Source organism: Roseateles sp. (assembly GCF_052436255.1).
Taxonomy (GTDB): domain Bacteria; phylum Pseudomonadota; class Gammaproteobacteria; order Burkholderiales; family Burkholderiaceae_C; genus Pelomonas.
Genome location: NZ_JBQVNP010000100.1, coordinates 1 through 19,004, shown reverse-complemented (window position 1 = coordinate 19,004; position 19,004 = coordinate 1). Strand labels below are relative to the sequence as shown.

Annotated in this window: 17 protein-coding genes; 5 read left to right on the top strand and 12 right to left on the bottom strand. The window is 67.9% G+C overall.

Translation table 11 applies throughout. The annotated features are described in order from the left end of the window. Both ACT6S0_RS19285 and def read right to left on the bottom strand, forming a co-directional pair. On the bottom strand, nucleotides 1-1,344 hold a 1,344-nt coding region (locus ACT6S0_RS19285), incomplete at its 3' end, for a DUF6600 domain-containing protein (protein WP_444765409.1). A gap of 73 nt (nucleotides 1,345-1,417) precedes the next feature. Next, entirely contained in the window at nucleotides 1,418-1,957 is a 540-nt protein-coding gene (gene def, locus ACT6S0_RS19280; RefSeq protein WP_444765408.1) for a peptide deformylase, read from the bottom strand. Between the two features lie 47 nt (nucleotides 1,958-2,004). On the opposite strand from def, the gene ACT6S0_RS19275 reads away from it, so the two are divergent. The 5 genes from ACT6S0_RS19275 to ACT6S0_RS19255 all read left to right on the top strand — a co-directional run bounded on the left by ACT6S0_RS19275 (nucleotide 2,005) and on the right by ACT6S0_RS19255 (nucleotide 8,842). Next, nucleotides 2,005-2,961 (top strand): MBL fold metallo-hydrolase, encoded by a 957-nt coding sequence (locus ACT6S0_RS19275; protein WP_444765407.1) that lies wholly within the window; start codon nucleotides 2,005-2,007, stop codon nucleotides 2,959-2,961. A 296-nt stretch (nucleotides 2,962-3,257) separates the two neighbouring features. After that, nucleotides 3,258-5,783 carry a nitrite reductase large subunit NirB gene (gene nirB, locus ACT6S0_RS19270; protein ID WP_444765406.1) on the top strand — a complete coding sequence of 842 codons (2,526 nt, stop codon included), beginning with the start codon at nucleotides 3,258-3,260 and terminating at the stop codon, nucleotides 5,781-5,783. 13 nt (nucleotides 5,784-5,796) lie between these two features. Continuing rightward, on the top strand, nucleotides 5,797-6,120 hold the full coding sequence (gene nirD / locus ACT6S0_RS19265) for a nitrite reductase small subunit NirD (protein WP_444765405.1): 324 nt from the start codon (nucleotides 5,797-5,799) through the stop codon (nucleotides 6,118-6,120). Between the two features lie 177 nt (nucleotides 6,121-6,297). After that, nucleotides 6,298-7,110 (top strand): formate/nitrite transporter family protein, encoded by an 813-nt coding sequence (locus ACT6S0_RS19260; RefSeq protein ID WP_394483607.1) that lies wholly within the window; start codon nucleotides 6,298-6,300, stop codon nucleotides 7,108-7,110. Nucleotides 7,111-7,120: 10 nt separating this feature from the next. Then, nucleotides 7,121-8,842, top strand: coding sequence for a protein kinase domain-containing protein (locus ACT6S0_RS19255; protein ID WP_444765404.1), 1,722 nt, complete (start codon nucleotides 7,121-7,123; stop codon nucleotides 8,840-8,842). A gap of 258 nt (nucleotides 8,843-9,100) precedes the next feature. Here ACT6S0_RS19255 and ntrC read toward each other — a convergent pair whose 3' ends face one another. From ntrC to ACT6S0_RS19205, 10 genes are all read right to left on the bottom strand, one after another. Next, complete coding sequence (gene ntrC / locus ACT6S0_RS19250) at nucleotides 9,101-10,573, bottom strand: nitrogen regulation protein NR(I) (protein ID WP_444765403.1); 1,473 nt, start codon at nucleotides 10,571-10,573, stop codon at nucleotides 9,101-9,103. Between the two features lie 33 nt (nucleotides 10,574-10,606). Continuing rightward, on the bottom strand, nucleotides 10,607-11,704 hold the full coding sequence (gene glnL / locus ACT6S0_RS19245) for a nitrogen regulation protein NR(II) (protein WP_444765402.1): 1,098 nt from the start codon (nucleotides 11,702-11,704) through the stop codon (nucleotides 10,607-10,609). 32 nt (nucleotides 11,705-11,736) lie between these two features. Further along, nucleotides 11,737-12,240 carry a hypothetical protein gene (locus ACT6S0_RS19240; RefSeq protein ID WP_444765401.1) on the bottom strand — a complete coding sequence of 168 codons (504 nt, stop codon included), beginning with the start codon at nucleotides 12,238-12,240 and terminating at the stop codon, nucleotides 11,737-11,739. 99 nt (nucleotides 12,241-12,339) lie between these two features. Continuing rightward, entirely contained in the window at nucleotides 12,340-13,755 is a 1,416-nt protein-coding gene (gene glnA, locus ACT6S0_RS19235) for a type I glutamate--ammonia ligase (protein WP_444765400.1), read from the bottom strand. A gap of 164 nt (nucleotides 13,756-13,919) precedes the next feature. Continuing rightward, entirely contained in the window at nucleotides 13,920-14,711 is a 792-nt protein-coding gene (locus ACT6S0_RS19230) for a competence/damage-inducible protein A (RefSeq protein WP_444765399.1), read from the bottom strand. A 5-nt stretch (nucleotides 14,712-14,716) separates the two neighbouring features. Next, on the bottom strand, nucleotides 14,717-15,550 hold the full coding sequence (locus tag ACT6S0_RS19225) for an EI24 domain-containing protein (RefSeq protein ID WP_444765398.1): 834 nt from the start codon (nucleotides 15,548-15,550) through the stop codon (nucleotides 14,717-14,719). A 7-nt stretch (nucleotides 15,551-15,557) separates the two neighbouring features. Next, nucleotides 15,558-16,568, bottom strand: a complete 1,011-nt coding sequence (locus ACT6S0_RS19220) for a sterol desaturase family protein (RefSeq protein WP_444765410.1) — start codon at nucleotides 16,566-16,568, stop codon at nucleotides 15,558-15,560. Next, on the bottom strand, nucleotides 16,568-17,344 hold the full coding sequence (locus ACT6S0_RS19215; protein WP_444765397.1) for a polysaccharide deacetylase family protein: 777 nt from the start codon (nucleotides 17,342-17,344) through the stop codon (nucleotides 16,568-16,570). The genes ACT6S0_RS19220 and ACT6S0_RS19215 overlap by 1 nt, the downstream gene beginning before the upstream one ends. Then, nucleotides 17,341-18,324 carry a YncE family protein gene (locus tag ACT6S0_RS19210; RefSeq protein ID WP_444765396.1) on the bottom strand — a complete coding sequence of 328 codons (984 nt, stop codon included), beginning with the start codon at nucleotides 18,322-18,324 and terminating at the stop codon, nucleotides 17,341-17,343. The genes ACT6S0_RS19215 and ACT6S0_RS19210 overlap by 4 nt, the downstream gene beginning before the upstream one ends. Nucleotides 18,325-18,448: 124 nt before the next feature. Further along, the coding region (locus tag ACT6S0_RS19205) for an AIM24 family protein (RefSeq protein WP_444765395.1) at nucleotides 18,449-19,004 on the bottom strand (556 nt) is incomplete at its 5' end.

Below are 19,004 nucleotides of genomic sequence, written 5' to 3'. Positions count from 1 at the left end.
CGGGCGGGTGGGCGCCACCGGCAACACGGCCGCGAGGTCCCCGCGGCCGGGTGCCGTCGGCAGCGGCCGGTTCCAACCCGGCTCGGGCCGGCGATCAGGGCCGCGCACGGGCATGGGCTGGATCGCCGCACCCGGCGAAGGTAGCGTGCTGACGGCCTGCGGCACGTCGCGATAGCGGTGCGGGCGCTTGACGGTCACGGGGTCGCGCAGGTCACGCGGGTCGTTGATGCGGTGAACGTAGCGGGGACTGTGGCGATAGCCGGGCCGGTAAACCTCGCGTGGCGCCAGCGGATACCAGCCATAGCGCGGCGGCGGCGGGCGGTTCCCGATGCTGATGCCGACGCTGACCGACCCGCCCCCCACCCAGCCGACCAGGGCCGGGGCATAGACGGGACGGTGTACATAGGGGCCCGGCGCCCAGCACCAGCGCCCGCCCCAGCTGACCCAACGGCCGTAGTGGAAGGGTGCGAAGCCCCAGGGCGCGTCATCCACCCAGGTCCAGCCCCAATGGCGCGACCAGGCCCAGCGGCCGTGGCGGTATGGGGCCCAATCGGCGGTCACGACGGTGGTGGGGATCCAGACGGCGCCGTACTCGGGTGCGGTCTCCCAGCGGCCGTAGCGGTCCAGGTCTTCGGCACCGGTCATCTCGGGCGAGACATAGCGCGCGACGGCGCGGTCGCCCTCTTCCCGGCTTTCCGCCAGTACCCAGTCGCCGAAGGCGTCGCTGAAGAGCGGCGAGCGCTCGGCGCGCGGGCCATCGGGCCACCACAGCTCCACCTGTTCGCTCGCACCCAGGTGCACGGGAGAGGCGCCACGGGCCCATTCGAAGCGCATCCGGCCTTGCCAGACATAGACCTTGCTGCCGCGGTCCAGCTGTTCGACACGGTAGAGGCCTTCACGCTCGGGCTGGGCCATGCCCTCGCGGGTGCGCAGCTGCGTCTCGGTGGCGTTCTCGGGCGAGCGCAGCCGCAAGGCGACATCGCCGCGGTCGAGCTGCAGCAGGGTGCGGCCTTCATCGAGTTGGCTCAGCTCCAGGTCACTGCGCTCGTCGACCCAGATGCTCGTCGAGCCAGTGCGCAGGCTGATGCGAGCCCGTTCGTCAGTGCGCAGCCGGTCGCCCTGGCCGACGGTCTGGTTGCGCATCAGACGCGTCCATTCGCGCGTGTCGGGGTCAAACAGCCAGGCATCGCCGACGACTTCGACGACGCGGGCGGCACGCGACGGCGGGTCGCGGTCGCCGTCGTCAGACTTGGCCGGGGGGGCCAGGGCGAGCAGCAGCGTCATCGCCAGGATGCGCCAGCGGCTGCGAATCAGGACGAGCTTGGAATCGGCGTGCGTGGCCATGTCGGGAGGCTCCTTTGCGGCAAGCTAACGCGGCGGCCGACGGCGCGGTGCACGACGTTTACAAACTTTGCAATCAATCGTCGTCGCTGTTCGGATCCAGCTCGGGGAAAAGCACCGAAGTGAAACCGAACCGCGTGAAGTCGGTGACCCGCATCGGATAGAGGATGCCGTCCAGGTGGTCGCACTCATGTTGCACGACGCGGGCGTGGAAACCCTCAGCAATGCGCTGGATGGGCTGCCCGTCGGCGTCGAAGCCGGTGTAGCGGATGCGCTCGTCGCGCTCGACGACGCCGCGCAGGCCGGGCACGGACAGGCAGCCCTCCCAGCCCTGGGTGCGGCCACCGTCCAGCACCTCAATCTGCGGGTTGATCAAGACGGTCGGCGGCACGGGCGGCGCTTCCGGGTAGCGCACGTTCTTGCTGTAGCCGAAGATGACCAGGCGCAGGTCCACGCCGATCTGCGGCGCCGCCAGCCCCGCGCCGTTCGCAGCGGCCATGGTCTCGAACATGTCGGCGATCAGCGCCTTCAGTGCGGGCGTGCCGAACTCGGCCACCGGCTTGGCAACGCGCAGCAGCCGCGGGTCACCCATCTTCAAAATCTCGTGAACGGCCACCGGGGCCTCCTTCGGCTATCGTGATCGGCGATTCTAGGAAGCCTCCCATGCTTGACTTCATCGAAGACCTCGGCGACGGCATCTACGCCATCGACACCGGCTTCCAGCGCCCGCGCTTCGACGCGGCCTATCTGATGGTGGAGGACGGCCGCGCCGCCTTCATCGACACCGGCACCAACCACGCGGTGCCCCGCCTGCTGGCGGCGCTGGCGGCGCTGGGGCTCGCGACCGGCGCCGTCGACTGGGTCATCCCGACCCATGTGCACCTGGACCATGCCGGCGGCGTGGGCTTGCTGATGGAGGCCCTGCCCCGCGCCCGTGCGCTGGTGCATCCGCGCGGGCTGCGCCACATGATCGACCCCAAGGCGCTGTGGCTGGGCGCACTGGCCGTCTATGGCGACGCAGAGATGCAACGCAGCTACGGCAAGCTGGTGCCGGTGCCGGCCGAGCGCGCCGAAGCCAGCCATGACAACCAGGTCGTCCATCTCGCCGACCGGCCGCTGCGCCTCATCGACAGCCCGGGACACGCCAAGCACCACCACGCCATCTGGGACGAGAAGAGCCGCAGCTGGTTCACCGGCGACACCTTCGGCCTGTCCTACCGCGCCTTCGACATCGATGGCCGTGCCTGGATCCTGCCGACCAGCACGCCGGTGCAGTTCGAGCCCGAGGCGCTGAAGGCCACCGTCGCGCGGCTGCTGGCGGCCGAGCCGCTGGCCATGCAGGTCACGCACTACGGGCGTATCGGCGGCTCGGTCGCCGAGGTGCGGCGCCTGGCCGCGGTGATGCTCGAACAGGTCGAAGAGATGGTCGCGCTGGCCGAGTCGCTGCGCCGCGCGCCGGACCGGCACGACAGGCTCAAGGCCGGCCTGCTGAACGGCTATCTTGCGCGGCTGCGCGACCACGGGCACGCGGCCGGCTCGGAAGCCGCCGACTGGCTCGCCCTGGATGCTGAGCTGAACGCACAAGGCCTGGAAGTGATGCTGGACCGCTCAGCCCGCTGACGGGGCGGTGCGCCCCGCAGCGGTGCGTGGCGCCGCACCGCACCCGTGCCACGCCAAGCACTGCGCATGGCGGCCCACGGCGAACGCTCGTCTCCGACGCAGGCATGGTCCTTGCAAAGTAAACGGGTGAGATGCCGCGTTGAAGCGGCCCTCTGCTTCCGCAGAAGCATCGCCAAAGGCGGCGAACCTCATCTTCCGGCCCCGACCGAGCAGCCCGCTGCTCTCGGGGCCTTCTTACTGGTCCCTCCGAGCCGGCCACATACGGCCCGTCGGCGCAGCCTGCTTTGCTTGAACACATGCACATCGTCCTCATCGGCCACGGAATGGTGGGCCAAAAATTCCTTGAATCCCTCGCCGAGGGCCCGGCCGCCGGCGACGTGCAGGTGACGGTGCTGTGCGAGGAGCCGCGCCCGGCCTACGACCGCGTGCATCTGTCCGAGTTCTTCTCGGGCAAGTCGGCCGAGGACCTGTCCCTGGTACCCGCTGGTTTCTTCGAGAACAACCCCGGCTTCAAGCTGCGGCTGGCCGCCAAGGCCGTGGCCATCGAGCGCCGCGACAACACCGTCACACTGGCCGACGGCGCGGTCGTGCACTACGACAAACTGGTGCTGGCCACCGGCTCCTACCCCTTCGTGCCGTCGGTGCCCGGGCGCGACCGGCCGCACTGCCATGTCTACCGCACCATTGAAGACCTGGAGGCCATGCAGGCCAGCGGCAAGGTGTCCAAGACCGGCGTCGTCGTCGGCGGTGGCCTGCTGGGCCTGGAATGCGCCAAGGCGCTGCGCGACATGGGCCTGCAGACGCATGTCGTCGAGTTCGCGCCGCGCCTGATGGCCGTGCAGATCGACGAGGGCGGCGGCCGCGTGCTGCGCAAGAAGATCGAAGACCTGGGCGTGCAGGTGCATACCGGCCGCAACACGTTGGAGATCACCGACGGCGCGATGGCGCGCCACCGCATGGTGTTCGCCGACGGCACCTGGCTGGAGACCGACATGATCGTGTTCTCCGCCGGCATCCGCCCGCGCGACGAACTGCCGCGCCAGTGCGTGCTGGCCATCGGCCCGCGCGGCGGCGTCGTCATCGACGACCACTGCCGCACCAGCGACCGCAATGTCTACGCCGTCGGCGAGGTCGCGGCCTGGAACGAGCAGACCTATGGCCTGGTCGCGCCCGGCTACGAAATGGCCCGCGTCGCGGCACGGCACATCGCTGGTGATGCCGAGGCCACCTTCCCCGGCGCCGACCTGTCCACCAAGCTAAAGCTGATGGGCGTGGACGTGGCCAGCATCGGCGACGCCCACGGCAAGACGCCCAATTGCCGCAGCTACCAGTACGTCGACGAGCGCAAGCAGGTTTACAAGAAGATCGTCGTCAGCGAGGACGGCCAGTTCCTGCTCGGCGCCGTGCTGGTGGGCGATGCCGCCGAGTACGGCACGCTGCAGCAGATGGCGCTCAACGGCATCAAGCTGCCGGCCGACCCCGAGTTCCTGATCCTGCCCAGCAGCGACGGCAAGGCCAAGGTCGGCATCGGCCCCGACGCGCTGCCCGACAGCGCCCAGCTGTGCTCCTGCAACAACGTCAGCAAGGGCCAGATCTGCGCGGCCGTCGGCGACGGCGCCACGACCATCGGCGCGCTGAAGGCCTGCACCAAGGCCGGTGCCACCTGCGGCGGCTGCGTGCCGCTGGTCACGCAGGTCATGAAGTTCGAGATGGCCAAGCGCGGCATGGCCGTCAACAACCACATCTGCGAGCACTTCCCCCATTCGCGCCAGGAGCTGTACCACCTGATCCGCGTCGGCGGCATCAAGACCTTCAGCGACCTGATGGCCAAGCATGGCAAGGGCCTGGGCTGCGACATCTGCAAGCCCGCCGCCGCGAGCATCTTCGCGTCGTGCTGGAATGACTTCGTGCTGAGACCTGAGCTGGCCGCGCTGCAGGACAGCAACGACTACTACCTGGGCAACATCCAGAAGGACGGCAGCTACTCGGTCGTGCCGCGCATGCCGGGCGGCGAGGTGACGCCCGACGGCCTGATCGCCGTCGGCCAGGTCGCCAAGAAGTACGGCCTGTACACCAAGATCACCGGCGGCGCGCGCGTGGACATGTTCGGCGCCCGCGTCGAGCAGCTGCCCTTCATCTGGGAGGAGCTGATCGCCGCCGGCTTCGAGAGCGGCCACGCCTACGGCAAGGCATTGCGCACCGTGAAGAGCTGCGTCGGCAGCACCTGGTGCCGCTATGGCGTGGACGATTCGGTCGGTCTGGCCGTGGAGATCGAGAACCGCTACAAGGGCCTGCGCGCGCCGCACAAGATCAAGTTCGGCGTCTCGGGCTGCACGCGGGAATGCGCCGAGGCGCAGGGCAAGGACGTCGGCATCATCGCCACCGACAAGGGCTGGAACCTCTACGTGGCCGGCAACGGCGGTATGAAGCCGCGCCACGCCGAGCTGATCGCCAGCGACCTCTCCAAGGCCGACGTGATCAGGTTCATCGACCGCTTCCTGATGTTTTACGTGCGCACGGCCGACCGCCTGCAGCGCACCAGCACCTGGCGCGACAACCTCGAAGGTGGGCTGGACTACCTGAAGGACGTCGTCATCCACGACAGCCTGGGTCTCGGTGCCGAGCTGGAAGCCCAGATGCAGGCCGTGGTGAACACCTACCAATGCGAATGGAAAACGGCGGTCAACACCCCCGAGGTGCGCCAGCGCTTCCGCTCCTTCGTCAACAGCGACAAGCCCGACGAGCGAATCATCTTCGTGGAGGAGCGCGGCCAGATCCGGCCGGCGCGCGCCGAAGAGCGTGAAGAAGAAGCCACCGCCTGATCAAGGAACCGACATGAACTTCACCCCCATCTGCAACGTCGACCAGATCCTGCCCAACACCGGTGTGGCAGCGCTGGTGGACGGCCGCCACGTGGCCGTGTTCCGCGTCGGGGAGAGCAGCTTCCACGCCATCGACAACATCGACCCGCGCTCGGGCGCCAGCGTGCTTTCGCGGGGCCTGGTGGGCAACCTGGGCGAACGCATCGTGGTTGCCTCGCCGCTCTACAAGAACCATTTCGACCTGAGCACCGGCGAATGCCTGGAGGCGCCCGAGCAATCGGTGCGCGCCCATGCCGTACAGGTGCAGGAGGGCCGCGTGCTGGTCGCGCTGGCCTGAAGCCTCAAGCCCCCCGGGCGGCCTGCAAGTGCTGCCCCGGCAGGCCGTTTCCCGTGGCAACGAGGCCACGAACGATGTCGAACTGCAGACGCCCTCAGCCGGACCGGCCGAGGGCGTCCTTGCTTTGGGCGCGAGCCCTCCAACACCCCAAGCCCCAACCTCCACTCGAGACAAACCATGGCCTACGTCGTCCCTACCGAGTTCGTCACCAAGATGGTCGACGCCGGTGAATCCAAGCTGCTGATGTCCACCCGCGACACGCTGATCCGTGCCTTCATGGCGGGCGCCATCCTGTCGCTGGCCGCCGCCTTCGCGGTGACTGTCACGGTCAACACGGGCAACCCGCTGGTCGGCGCCATGCTGTTCCCGGTCGGCTTCATCCTGCTCTACCTGATGGGGTTCGACCTGCTGACCGGCGTGTTCACGCTGGTGCCGCTGGCCGTGCTGGACAAGCGCCCGGGCGCCACGTGGGGCGGCTGCTTTCGCAACTGGACGCTGGTGTTCTTCGGCAACTTCGCCGGTGCGCTGACGGTGGCCGTCTTGATGGCCATCATCTTCACCTTCGGCTTCAGCGAGGGCCCCAACGCGGTGGGCCAGAAGATCGGCCACATCGGCGAGGGCCGCACCGTGGGCTACTCGGCGCACGGCGCTGCGGGCATGCTGACGCTGTTCGTGCGCGGCGTGTTGTGCAACTGGATGGTGTCCACCGGTGTTGTCGCCGCGATGATGTCCACCTCCGTCTCCGGCAAGGCCATTGGCATGTGGATGCCCATCATGGTGTTCTTCTACATGGGCTTCGAGCACAGCATCGTCAACATGTTCCTGTTCCCCTCGGGCCTGATGCTGGGCGGCAACTTCACGATCATGGACTACCTGATCTGGAACGAGATCCCGACCGTCATCGGCAACCTCGTCGGCGGCCTGACCTTCGTCGGCCTGACGCTGTACGCCACGCACTACAAGACCGCCCCCAAGCGTGTCTTGAGCTGAAGCACCGCTGATGACGCTGCGGCTTGCGGTCGGCCAGCATTCCGAGGCCGGCGTCAAGCCGCTGAACCAGGACTTCCACGGCGTCGCCCAGCCCACCGATGCGCAGCGCCGCTCGCGCGGCATCGCGTTGGCCATCGCCGATGGCATCAGCAGCAGCCCTGTCAGCCAGGTCGCCAGCGCGGCGGCGGTACGCGGCTTCCTGGAGGACTACTACGGCACCTCCGAGGCCTGGACGGTGAAGCGCGCCGCGCAGTGCGTGCTGGCCGCCACCAACGGCTGGCTGCACGCCGAGAGCCAGCGCGGCGAGGGCCGCTTCGACAAGGACCGCGGCCATGTCTGCACCTTCAGCGCCCTCGTCTTCAAGGGCCGCGAAGTGCACCTGCTGCATGTCGGTGACACGCGGGCCTACCGCGTGCACGCCGGTGCGCTGGAGCTGCTGAGCCAGGACCACCACGTGCGGCTCAACGGCGGCCAGACCTACCTCGGCCGCGCTTTAGGCGTGACGTCCCATCTCGACGTCGACTACGCCTGCTGGGCCACGGAAGTCGGCGAGACCTTTCTGCTGGTCACCGACGGTGCCTACGAGTTCCTGGATGCCGCCATCGTCAACGAGACACTGGCCCGGCATGGCGCAGACATGCAGGCGGCCGCCGAAGCTCTCGTCGCTGCGGCGCTTGCGCGGGGCAGCGATGACAACGTCACCGTCATGCTGGCGCGCGTCGAATCCCTGCCCAGCTGGCTCACCTCGCCCGTCAGCCGCGACGGCCTGCGCCTGCCGCCGCGCCTCTCGCCACGCCAGGCCTTCGAGGGCTACCGCGTCGTGCGCGAACTGCAGCAGACGGCGCGCAGCCAGGTCGTGCTGGCCGTCGACGCGGACGGGCGTGAATGGGCGCTCAAGCTGCCCTCGGCCGACCTGGCCGGCAATGCGGGCGAACTCGACCGCTTCGCCACCGAGGAATGGGTGGCCCGGCGCGTCGACAGCCCGCACGTCATCAAGGCCGCGCCGCCCGAGCGCAAGCGCGAGCACCTGTTCACCGCCGTCGAGTTCATCCACGGCCAGACGCTGGCGCAGTGGATGACCGACCACCCGCGGCCCGGGCTGGACGAGGTGCGCGGCATCGCCGACCAGATCGCCCGTGGCCTGCAGGCCTTGCATCGCAAGGAGATGCTGCACCAGGACCTGCGGCCCGAGAACGTGATGATCGACCGCGAGGGCACCGTCATCCTCCTCGACCTGGCCTCGGCCCACGTGGCGGGCCTGAGCGAAGGCCTGGGTGACGCCCGCGCACTGGAGCTGGCCGGCACGCTGCAGTACACGGCACCGGAGTACTTCACGGGCGACGGCGGCACGGCGCTGTCAGAGCTGTTCTCGCTGGCTGTGCTGATCTACCAGATGCTGACGGGCGCGCTGCCCTACGGCCTGCAGGTGCCGCAGGTGCGCGGCGATCGCGACCTGCACAAGCTGCAGTACGTGCCGCTGCGTACGCGCCGGCCCGACCTGCCCGAATGGCTGGACCGCGTGCTGAAGAAGGCCTTGCAGCCGCAGGCCGCGCGGCGGCAGCAGGCGCTGTCGGAGTTCCTGCATGACCTGCACGCGCCGGGGCCGGAGTTCATGAAGCGGGACCGCACGCCGCTGCAGCAAAGGCATCCGCTGTTGTTCTGGCGGGGGCTGACGCTGGTGTTTGGGTTGTCGACGGTGGTGTTGCTGGCACTACGCGTCAGCGGCGGTTGATGGCGAAAACGCCTCAACGGAATATCGGCTCATGCCGAAAAATGCCAATCTCGCCGATCGGCTGCAATTCGTTCTAGATACCTCTCGCTTTCTGATGGATTAAGACATTCGCCGCAAGGACTGGATCTATCGAGATGAGTCTGAAATGCGCAAACTGATCGCGCTGTCGAACTCTGACTCGCATGCGCTTCCAAAAATCAGCTTTCTCGGGCGGTCAAAGGTTTCTATCTCGTGACCAGCCCGTAGCTCAGGGTGCATCTAAACATCCAGCCCCAACTCCTGAATCTTGCGCGTGATCGTGTTGCGGCCGATGCCGAGCTTCTGCGCGGCCTCGATGCGGCGGCCGCGGGTGATGTCCAGGGCGGTCAGGATCAATTGGGCCTCGAAGCGCTTGGTCAGGGCGTCCCACACATCCGTCTCGCCGGCGATCAGGCGGGCCCGGGCGTCGGCGGCCATGTCGGCCAGCCAGCCTTCGCCGCTGCTGGTGCTGGCCGGCGCGGCGGCGACGGGCGCCGCAGCGGCAGCAACCACATGGGGCTGCGCATGGGTGGCCTGGCCCAAGGACGGCGCAGCGACATAGCCGGGCTGGATCTCGTCGGGCAAATCCTTGGGTTCGACCGTCTGGCTGGGCGCCATCACGCTGAGCCAATGGCAGATGTTCTCCAGCTGCCGCACATTGCCCGGGAACTCGAAGTTGGTCAGCACGGCCAGCGCCGCGTCGGACAGGCGCTTGGGCTCGACGCCCAGTTCGGTGGCGCTGCGCTGCAGGAAATGGCGGGCCAGCGAGGCCACATCTTCCTTGCGCTCGCGCAGCGGCGGCAGGCGCAGGCGGATGACGTTCAAGCGGTGGAACAGGTCCTCGCGGAACACGCCCTGGCGCACGCGGTCCTCCAGGTTCTGGTGGGTGGCCGCGATGACGCGCACATTGCTGCGCATCGGGCTGTGGCCGCCGACGCGGTAGAACTGGCCGTCGGACAGCACCCGCAGCAGCCGCGTCTGCAGCTCGAAGGGCATGTCGCCGATTTCGTCGAGGAACAGCGTGCCGCCGTCGGCCTGCTCGAAGCGGCCGCGCCTGGACGCCTGCGCGCCGGTGAAGGCGCCACGCTCGTGGCCGAAGAGTTCGCTCTCCAGCAGGTCCTTCGGGATGGCCGCCGTGTTGATGGCGACGAAGGGGCCTTCGCCGCGCGGGCTGTGCTTGTGCAGCGCGCGGGCCACCAGTTCCTTGCCCGAGCCGCTCTCACCCGTGATCATCACCGTGACGTTGCTCTGGGATAGCCGCCCAATCGCACGGAAGACGTCCTGCATGGCGGGCGCCTGGCCCAGCATCTCGGGCACCTGGGCGGCGGCCTCCTGCTCGCCGGCCTCGCGCTGGCTTTCCTCCTGGGCGCGGCGGATCAGCTCGACGGCGCGCGGCAGGTCGAAGGGCTTGGGCAGGTATTCGAAGGCGCCGCCCTGGAAGGCCGACACGGCGCTGTCCAGGTCGGAATAGGCGGTCATGATGATGACCGGCAGGGCCGGCAGGCGCGCCTTGACCTTGGCCAGCAGTTCCAGCCCCGAGCCACCCGGCATGCGGATGTCGGACACCAGCACCTGCGGTGAATCGTCCTCGAGTGCCGCGAGCATGTCGCGCGCATTGCTGAAGCTGCGCACCGGCAGCCCCTCGCGGGCCAGGGCCTTCTCGAGCACAAAGCGGATCGAGTGGTCGTCGTCAACAACCCAGATGGATTTCATGCGGTTCCTCAGCCGCGCCCCTCACCTCGTGAGTCAGGGCAACGGCAGCGTGATTCGGAAATTCGTCAGGCCCGGCTCGCTCTCGCAATCGATCATCCCCTGGTGCTGTTGGGCGATCGTCTGCGCGAGCGTGAGTCCGAGCCCCGAGCCGCCCTCCCGCCCTGAGACCAGGGGAAAGAAGATGCGGTCCCGGATCTCGGCGGGGACGCCGGGACCGTTGTCCTCGATATGCAATTCCAGTGCCAAGCGCCAACGCTGCTTGCCGATGGTGACCTGCCGGGCCACGCGGGTGCGCAGCACGATGCGCGCGTCGCCCGCGGCAATGCGCGAAGCCAGCACCTGGGCGGCGTTCTGCACGATGTTGAGCACCATCTGGATCAGCTGCTCGCGGTCGCCACGGAAGTCGGGCAGCGAGGTGTCGTAGTCGCGTGGAATGACCAGGCCTTTGGGGTGCTCGATGAGCACCAGCGCGCGCACGCGCTCGCAGATTTCGTGGATGTTGACGTCGCCGACGACCTGGGCACGGCGGTGCGGCGCCAGCAGGCGGTCGACCAGGCTCTGCAGCCGGTCGACCTCGTGCACGATGACCTGGGTGTACTCGGTCAGGCCGTTGTCGTCGTCCTGCAGTTCCAGCGCCAGCAACTGGGCCGCGCCGCGAATGCCGCCCAACGGGTTCTTGATCTCGTGGGCCAGGTTGCGCGTCAGCTCCTTGGTCGCCTGCACCTGGTCGAGGTTGCGTTCGTCGCGATCCTGGCGGGCCTGCTGGGCGATCTCGATGAGCTCGACCAGCACGCGCGCCGCGCCATCGTCGGCCGGGTCCATCTGCGACACGATGACATGGACCGGCAAACCGTCTTCATGCGCCCAGGCGCCGCGGCGCAGCAGCGCGTCGAAGCGGCTGCTGGAGTAATGGTTGGCGGCCACGCCGGCCAGCGTCTCGGTCAGGCGCTGCACATCGTCGATCCAGTCGGGCAGCTGGGCCTTCTGCGCGGCGCGGCGCGACAGCCGCATCACGTTCTCGAAGGCCGCGTTGGCGAACAGGCATTCGCCGTCGGCGCCGACGACGACGACCATGGTGGCAAGCAGGTCGAGGCCGGCGAACTCGGCCGGCAGCACGGAGGTATCAGTCATGGCACCTGGGAACTCCCGAGGCGCCGCGCGCCTCAGGAGGGGAGTTTTGCGATCTCGCGCCTGAGCGCCTGTACATCGGCCTCGTAGCGCGCGATGTTGTCCTTGAGCTCGGCCATGCGGTCGAGGTACTTCTGGTAGTTGCGCTCGTCGCCGCGGCGCTCGCCCTGGCCGTTGCCAAATTCCTTCTGGGCCAGGCTGAGGCGCTCTTCGGCCGCGCGCAGCTCGGTCTGCAGCACACGGCGGCGCTCGTCGTCGCGCACGCGCTGCTGCACGGCATCGACCCGGCTGTCAGCACCGCGCTGCCCCTCGGCGGCCGGCACCGCCGGCGCGGCACCCGCGCCCGCCCGCGGCCTGGGGGCCTGCAGGACGGTGATGGGCGTGCCCTCGATGGTGCGGCAGCCCTTCTCGTTGGCTTCCTTGGCGCTCAGTGCGTCGGTGTAGAGCACCGGCGGGCCGGGGCAACGGTAGACCATGCCCTGGGCCTGCGCGCCCAGGCTGGCCAGGAGGAACAGCGGTGCCAACAGTCGATTCAGCATGGCGGGATTGTGCTTCAGCCATGTAAACAAAAAAGGGGCCGCGACGGCGGCCCCCTTCGACGGGGATGGCATAGGCAGCGGTAAGGCTGCCCATGGTCATCACAGCGCGTAGTACATGTCGAACTCGACCGGGTGCGTGGCCATGCGGAAGCGCGTCACTTCCTGCATCTTCAGCTCGATGTAGGCGTCGATGTAGCTGTCGGTGAAGACGCCGCCCTTGGTCAGGAAGGCGCGGTCCTTGTCCAGGTAGTCCAGCGCCGGGTCGAGGCAGTGCCAGACGGTCGGGATCTTCGCGACATCTTCCGGCGGCAGGTGGTAGAGGTCCTTCGTGGCGGCTTCGCCCGGATGGATCTTGTTCTCCACGCCGTCCAGGCCAGCCATCAGCAGGGCGCTGAAGGCAAGGTAGGGGTTGGCGGAAGGATCGGGGAAGCGCGCCTCGATGCGGCGGCCCTTGGGGTTGCCGACATACGGGATGCGGATCGAGGCCGAACGGTTCTTGGCCGAGTAGGCCAGCTTGACCGGGGCTTCAAAGCCGGGCACCAGGCGCTTGTACGAGTTCGTACCCGGGTTGGTGATGGCGTTCAGCGCGCGGGCGTGCTTGATGATGCCGCCGATGTAGTACAGCGCGAATTCGCTCAGGCCGGCATAGCCGTCACCGGCGAACAAATTCTTGCCGTCCTTCCAGACCGACTGGTGCACGTGCATGCCGCTGCCGTTGTCGCCAACCAGGGGCTTGGGCATGAAGGTCGCGGTCTTGCCATAGGCGTGGGCGACGTTCTGGATGATGTACTTCTGCAGTTGCAGCCAGTCGGCGCGCTGGACCAGCGAGCTGAACTTGGTGCCGATTTCCATCTGGCCGGCGTTCGCCACTTCGTGGTGGTGCACTTCGACCGGGATGCCCATTTGTTCGAGGATCAGGCACATCTCCGAACGCATGTCCTGGCCGCTGTCCACCGGGGGCACGGGGAAGTAGCCGCCCTTGACGGTGGGACGGTAGCCGGAGTTGCCGTGCTCGTATTCCTTGGAGGAGTTCCAGGCGCCCTCTTCCGATTCGATCTTGAAGAACGAGCCGGACATTTCATTGCCCCAACGCACGCTGTCGAAGATGAAGAACTCGGGCTCGGGGCCGAAGTAGGCGGTGTCGCCCAGGCCGGAGGCCTTCAGATAGGCCTCGGCGCGCTTGGCCAGCGAACGCGGGTCGCGCTCATAGGCCTTGCCGTCGGCGGGGTCGACGACGTCGCAGGACAGGATCAGCGTCGGCTCTTCGAAGAAGGGGTCGACGTTGGCGGTGTTGGGATCGGGCATGAGCAACATGTCCGAGGCTTCGATGCCCTTCCAGCCGGCGATGGAGGAGCCGTCGAAGGCGTGACCCGACGTGAACTTGTCTTCATCGAAATGGGAAACCGGCACGGTGACGTGCTGCTCCTTGCCACGGGTGTCGGTGAAGCGGAAGTCAACGAACTTGATTTCGTTTTCCTTCACCAGGTTCATCACATCGGCGACGGTCTTGGCCATCAATAGCTCCTAGCGGGATCGATCAGGGGTGGGTTGCCGCCACCGGCGCACACGCGCCAGCGGCCACGAGGGGATTCAAAGCAGGTTGCATGCCAGATGCACCGACATGGGTTGCTGCCCGGCGGCGCCGGGCATTATGTGGCGGGGACATTACAGCGAGAGAACTATCGCACCAGCTCGGTGCTGATGCTTGCACCAAACTGGATCACGCCCCGCTTCAGGGCGTCATAGGCCGGCGCAAGGCTCGCCGCCTCCCCCTTCACACCAAGTTCGATGCAGCGCCCCCATTGCGGATGGTCGACGCTGGGCAGGCTGAACACCTTGATGCCGGCGAACTCTGTTTCGACGGCCACCATCAGCGGCGTCAGGCTGGCTTCCATCGCGCCCTGCACGATCAGCGAGCGCTCGGTCAGGCCGACCGCGCGGTGCAGTTGCGGGTAGCGGTCCAGCACCCAGGCCATCATCGGATGCGCCATGACCGGAAAGCCGGGCACGAAGTGGACGTTGCCAACGAAGAAGCCGGGAATCTTGTTGTAGGGGTTGGGGATGATGCTGGCGCCCTCGGGGAAGACGCCCATCTCAAAACGGCGCAGGCTGTCAGGCTCGTCCGCCCTGACGCTCTTGCCCTGCTCGGCCGCCATCTGCTCAATGCGCTGCCAGATCAGCTCGCGCGCCTCGGGGTGCAGGGCCAGCGGCCGGTTGAGTGCCGCCGCCGCGGACTGGCGGGTGTGGTCGTCGGGCGTGGCGCCGATGCCGCCGCAGCTGACGATGAGGTCGCCACTGGCGAAGGCGTCGCGCAGCCGCGCCGCCAGCAGCTCGCGGTCGTCACCCAGGTATTGCGCCCAGGCCAGCTGCATGCCGCGTTCGGACAGCAAGGCGATGAACCTGGCGAGGTGCGAGTCCTGGCGCTTGCCGGACAGGATTTCGTCGCCAATGATGAGGAGGCCAACTTGCATGCGTTTCAACTCTCGATGATGACCGCGGATTCGGCGACGGGTTGCGCCGAGCGGCGCGCCTGCAGGGCGCCGAGCGCGTAATGCGTGAACCAGGCCGTTGAGAAGGCGAACATCAGCGTGTAAAGCCAGATCGCGAGCAACACGACGAAGGGCGCGAAGATCACGGCCGTCACGCCAGCCACGGCCCAGATCAGCGACGGCAACGCGCCGAGATAGCCGCAGACGATACCCATGGCGAGCATCTGGATGCGGTGCTGCCGCAGCAGGGCACGGCGCTCTTCGGCCGACGCATGCTCGGCCAGCACTTCGAAGCCAAACACGCGGTAGGTCAACCAGCCCCAGATCAGCGGCGGCAGCACCATGACCAGCGGCGGCACCAGCCACAACGGCATCGACAGGATCAGCAGCACCAGGGCCAGCAGCGCTGCGCCGAGCGAGGCCACGGCGCTCTGCAGCAGCGTGCCACCCCGTTTTTTCTCCAGCAGCGGGAAGCGCCGCTCGGCCACCAGGCGCACGATGGCCGGCGTCATCAACAGGGCGACCAGCAGCAGGCTCAGCAGGATCACGACCGGCAGCACGCCGGCCAGCACGACGATGGCGGCCAGCGCGCTGCGAAAGCTCTGCAGGCCCATCTTGTCCAGCCACTGCAGCAGGCTCTCGACAAGGCGCCAGCTCTCCAGCGTCTCGCGCACGCCGGCAATCGCGCCCTCCCAGAAGAAGAACATGAAGGCGAACACCAGGCCGCCGGCGATCAGCAGCGGCAGCAGCGACAGCGCGTTGACGCGGGGATGCAGACAGTAGGCGACGGCGCGCCAGAAGGAATCGACCAAGCCTTGCATTCGCGACCTAGGGGCGGTTGACGCCGGGAAGTTCGCCGCGCCCGGATCGGCGCGGGCGCAGCGCTGCGGCCAGGCGTGCCAGCCCCAGCCACTGTTGTTGCCAGAAGCCGCTGCCGTAGCCACGCCCACCTTCGGCCGCCAACTGGTCGCGCACGCCCGTGGGGTCGTAGCGCCGCTCGAAGTTCGCGGTGCGGAACAGCATGTCCCACAGCGGCAGCAACACGCCGAAGTTGTGCCCGCCGAGCGTGCCGCGGCCGGCGGACTCGTGCCCCATGCCGATGCTGTGGTGCAGGCGGTGAAAGCGCGGGCTGACCAGCAGCCGCTCGCCAAGCAGGCCGAAGCCGATGCGCGCATTGGCGTGCTGCAGGCTCTCGTGCAGCTGCGTGATGACGGTGATGGCGACGAACTGCCCCGGCTCGACGCCGATGCCCCTGGCCAGCAGCGCCAGCGCCGTGCCCAGCAGCACGTCGTCCAGCAGGTGGTTGCGGTTGTCGCTCCACATCGTCATCTGGCGCTGGCTGTGGTGCAGGCTGTGCAGGGCCCACCAGCCGCCGAACTGGTGCTGGGCGCGGTGCAGCCAGTAGCCGGCGAAATCGAAGACGATGAGGTAGAGCAAGAGGCTCACCCAGGCGATGTCGGTCACCCCCGGCCACACGCCGTCGAGTTGCCAGGTGGGCAGCCCGGCCAGGCGCATCTCGCTGGCCATGCCGTCCCACAGCGGCTCGATGCTGAAGAACATCGCCAGTCGCACCAGGCCGAGCTTGTGGATCAGCGTGTAGACGACGTCGTCGTGGATGGCGCCGTGGTCCGTGACGGCCTCCACCGGCCAGCGCCGCTCCAACAGGCGAACGCCGAGCAGGATGAAGCCGATCTGCACCAGGCCCAGCAGCAGCCAGCCGGTCGCGGCGAAGGCGTCCTCCAGCAGGTTGCCAAAACCCAGGCCGAAGACGATCGGTTGCACGACGCTCTCGTACAGCGCCAGCTGCAGGCTGTCGAAGTTGTTGGTAATCCAGTCGATCACGGCGTCTTGAACAAGGGTGCGTAGCGCGGATGCTCGCGCAGCGGGGCAAAGCATAGGCCGCGCTGCTCAAGCCCCGTCATCAGCGGCTCCAGCACGGCCGGCGCCCAGGGGTCCTGGCGCGACCAGATGCCGAGGTGGGCGACAAGGATGTCACCCGGCTTGATGTCGCGCAGCGCCTTCTCCAGCAGCTGAGCGTTGGGATGCGTCCGGCTGGACAGCTCATCGCCGAGAAAACCTGCGGGGGCCCAGCCCACATGGGCGAAGCCGCAGGCCTTGGCCGCCTTCAGCAGCGCCGGGGACGTGCGGCCAGCCGGCGCCCTGAAGACGGGCGCGAGCGGCCTGCCCGTCATCGCCGTGAAGCGCTCGCCGACCTTCTTCAGGCTGGCGCAGTACTGCTCCGCGCTCAGCTCACGCACAACTGGCGCCTGGATACCCGCCTGGGTGCGGAACTTGAAGCGCGTGACCCTGCCATCCACACCGGGGATGTCCGCCAGGAAGATGTCGTGGTCCCAGGTGTGGGAACCGAAGTCATGGCCCTCGCCCGCGCGCTCGCGCCACCACGTCGCCCAGCTGTCGTCCAGCGAAGTGCCGCCGCTCTGGGTCGGCTCGTTGGCAAGGAAGAAAGTCGCCTTGGCGTTGTGCTTCTTCAAGGTCTGCGCGACCAGCGGCGCCACGCCCATGTGGCCGGTATCGAAGGTCAGGTAGACCGGCTTGTCGCAGGCGGGTTGCGCTGCCGCGACACCTGCGGCCAGCAGCAAGACAAATGCCTTCATAGACGAAGTTGGTGGTCGAGCGTCCAGATGCCATGCGGCGATTTGCCCACCTTGACCTGACGCACCACCTTGCGCGTGGTCGTGTCGATCTGCGTGAGCTTGCCGGCCCAGCGCGAGGTGACGAGCAGCGTGCGACCGTCGCTGAGCAGCTCCATGTCGTCCGGGCCCGCGGGCGCGGGGTACTGATCGACGACGCTCAGCGTCGTCAGGTCGATCTTGCTGATGGTGTTGGCCGCACGGTTGCTGACCAGCACATGGCGCCTGTCGCCCCAGGCGCGAAAGGAGTGCGCGCCCGCGCCCGTCTGGATGCGCTTGGCGAGCCTGGGCACCGCCCCGCTGACATCCCAGACCTCGACACACTTGTCGCCGGTCAGCCCGACGAGCAGCAAGCGGTCGTCCGGTGTCAGGTAGATGTCCGCCGGCATCTTGCCGACGGGCGTCTTCCACTTGATCGCCTGCGTGGCCAGGTCGATGGCCAGCAGCTCATCGCTGTCCTGCAGGCTGACGTAGACGGTGGTGCTCCGGGTATCGATGCTCAGGTGGCTGGGCGTCTTGGCCGCAGCGATGCGCTTGACGAGTTGCAGCGGCTCGGCTGCGGCCGTGCCAAGCCAGCGGTAGAGGTCGACATGGTCAAGCCGATTGGCGGCCGTGACGAACCACTTCATGTCCGGCGAGAAGCGCAGGTGGTAGGGGTCGGGCACGCCGCGCAGCACGCGCTGGACCTCGGCCGTGCGCGGGTCGACGAAGGTCAGTGAGTCCCCCAGGGCATTGGCGACGATGAGGGACTTCTCATCGGGCGACAGGTAGAGGTGGTGCGGCTCCTTGCCGGTCGGGATGCGCTTGACCACCGTGAAGCTGGTCGGGTCGACGACGGCGATGTCGGCGTCGAGCGAATTCAGCACGAAAACCGGGGGTCGCGCCTCGGCAACCGCGGACCCCGTCCACCACACCAAGAGCGCGAGTGCGCCGCTGCGAAACATTCCAGGCCTCTCGACAAAACGAAAGGGCGGCAGCCGCCGCCCTTGATGGCCCAGTTTACCGGGGGCCTCACGCAGCGCCCGGCCCTGCAGCGGCCCTGCGTGACGCTATGCCCGATATGTCAGCTCACTCGTCGTCGCCACCGCTGCCGAGGATGCCGCCCAGGATGCCACCGCCGGCAATGCCGCCCAGCACCGAGCCCTCCTCCCGGCTGCCACCGCGCTGAGGGGCCGCCGCGAAGATGCGCGACGCCAGGCGCGAGAACGGCAGGCTCTGCAGCCAGACCTCGCCCGGGCCGGTCAGCTGGGCCAGGAACAGGCCCTCGCCGCCGAACAGCGCCGTCTTGATCTTGCCGACATACTGGATCTCGAAATTGACGTTCGGCGTGTAGGCCACCACGCAACCCGTGTCGACCAGCAGGCGCTGGCCTGGCTGCAGCGTGCGGCGCACGACGGTGCCGCCGGCATGCACGAAGGCCAGGCCGTCGCCCTCGAGCTTCTGCATGATGAAGCCCTCACCGCCGAAGAAGCCCACGCCGAGCTTGCGCTGCAGTGCGATACCCAGCGACACGCCCCGCGCGGCGCACAGGAAGGCGTCTTTCTGGCAGATCAGCATGCCGCCAAGCTGGCTCAGGTCCATCGGCAGGATCTTGCCCGGATAGGGTGCGGCGAAGGCGACACGC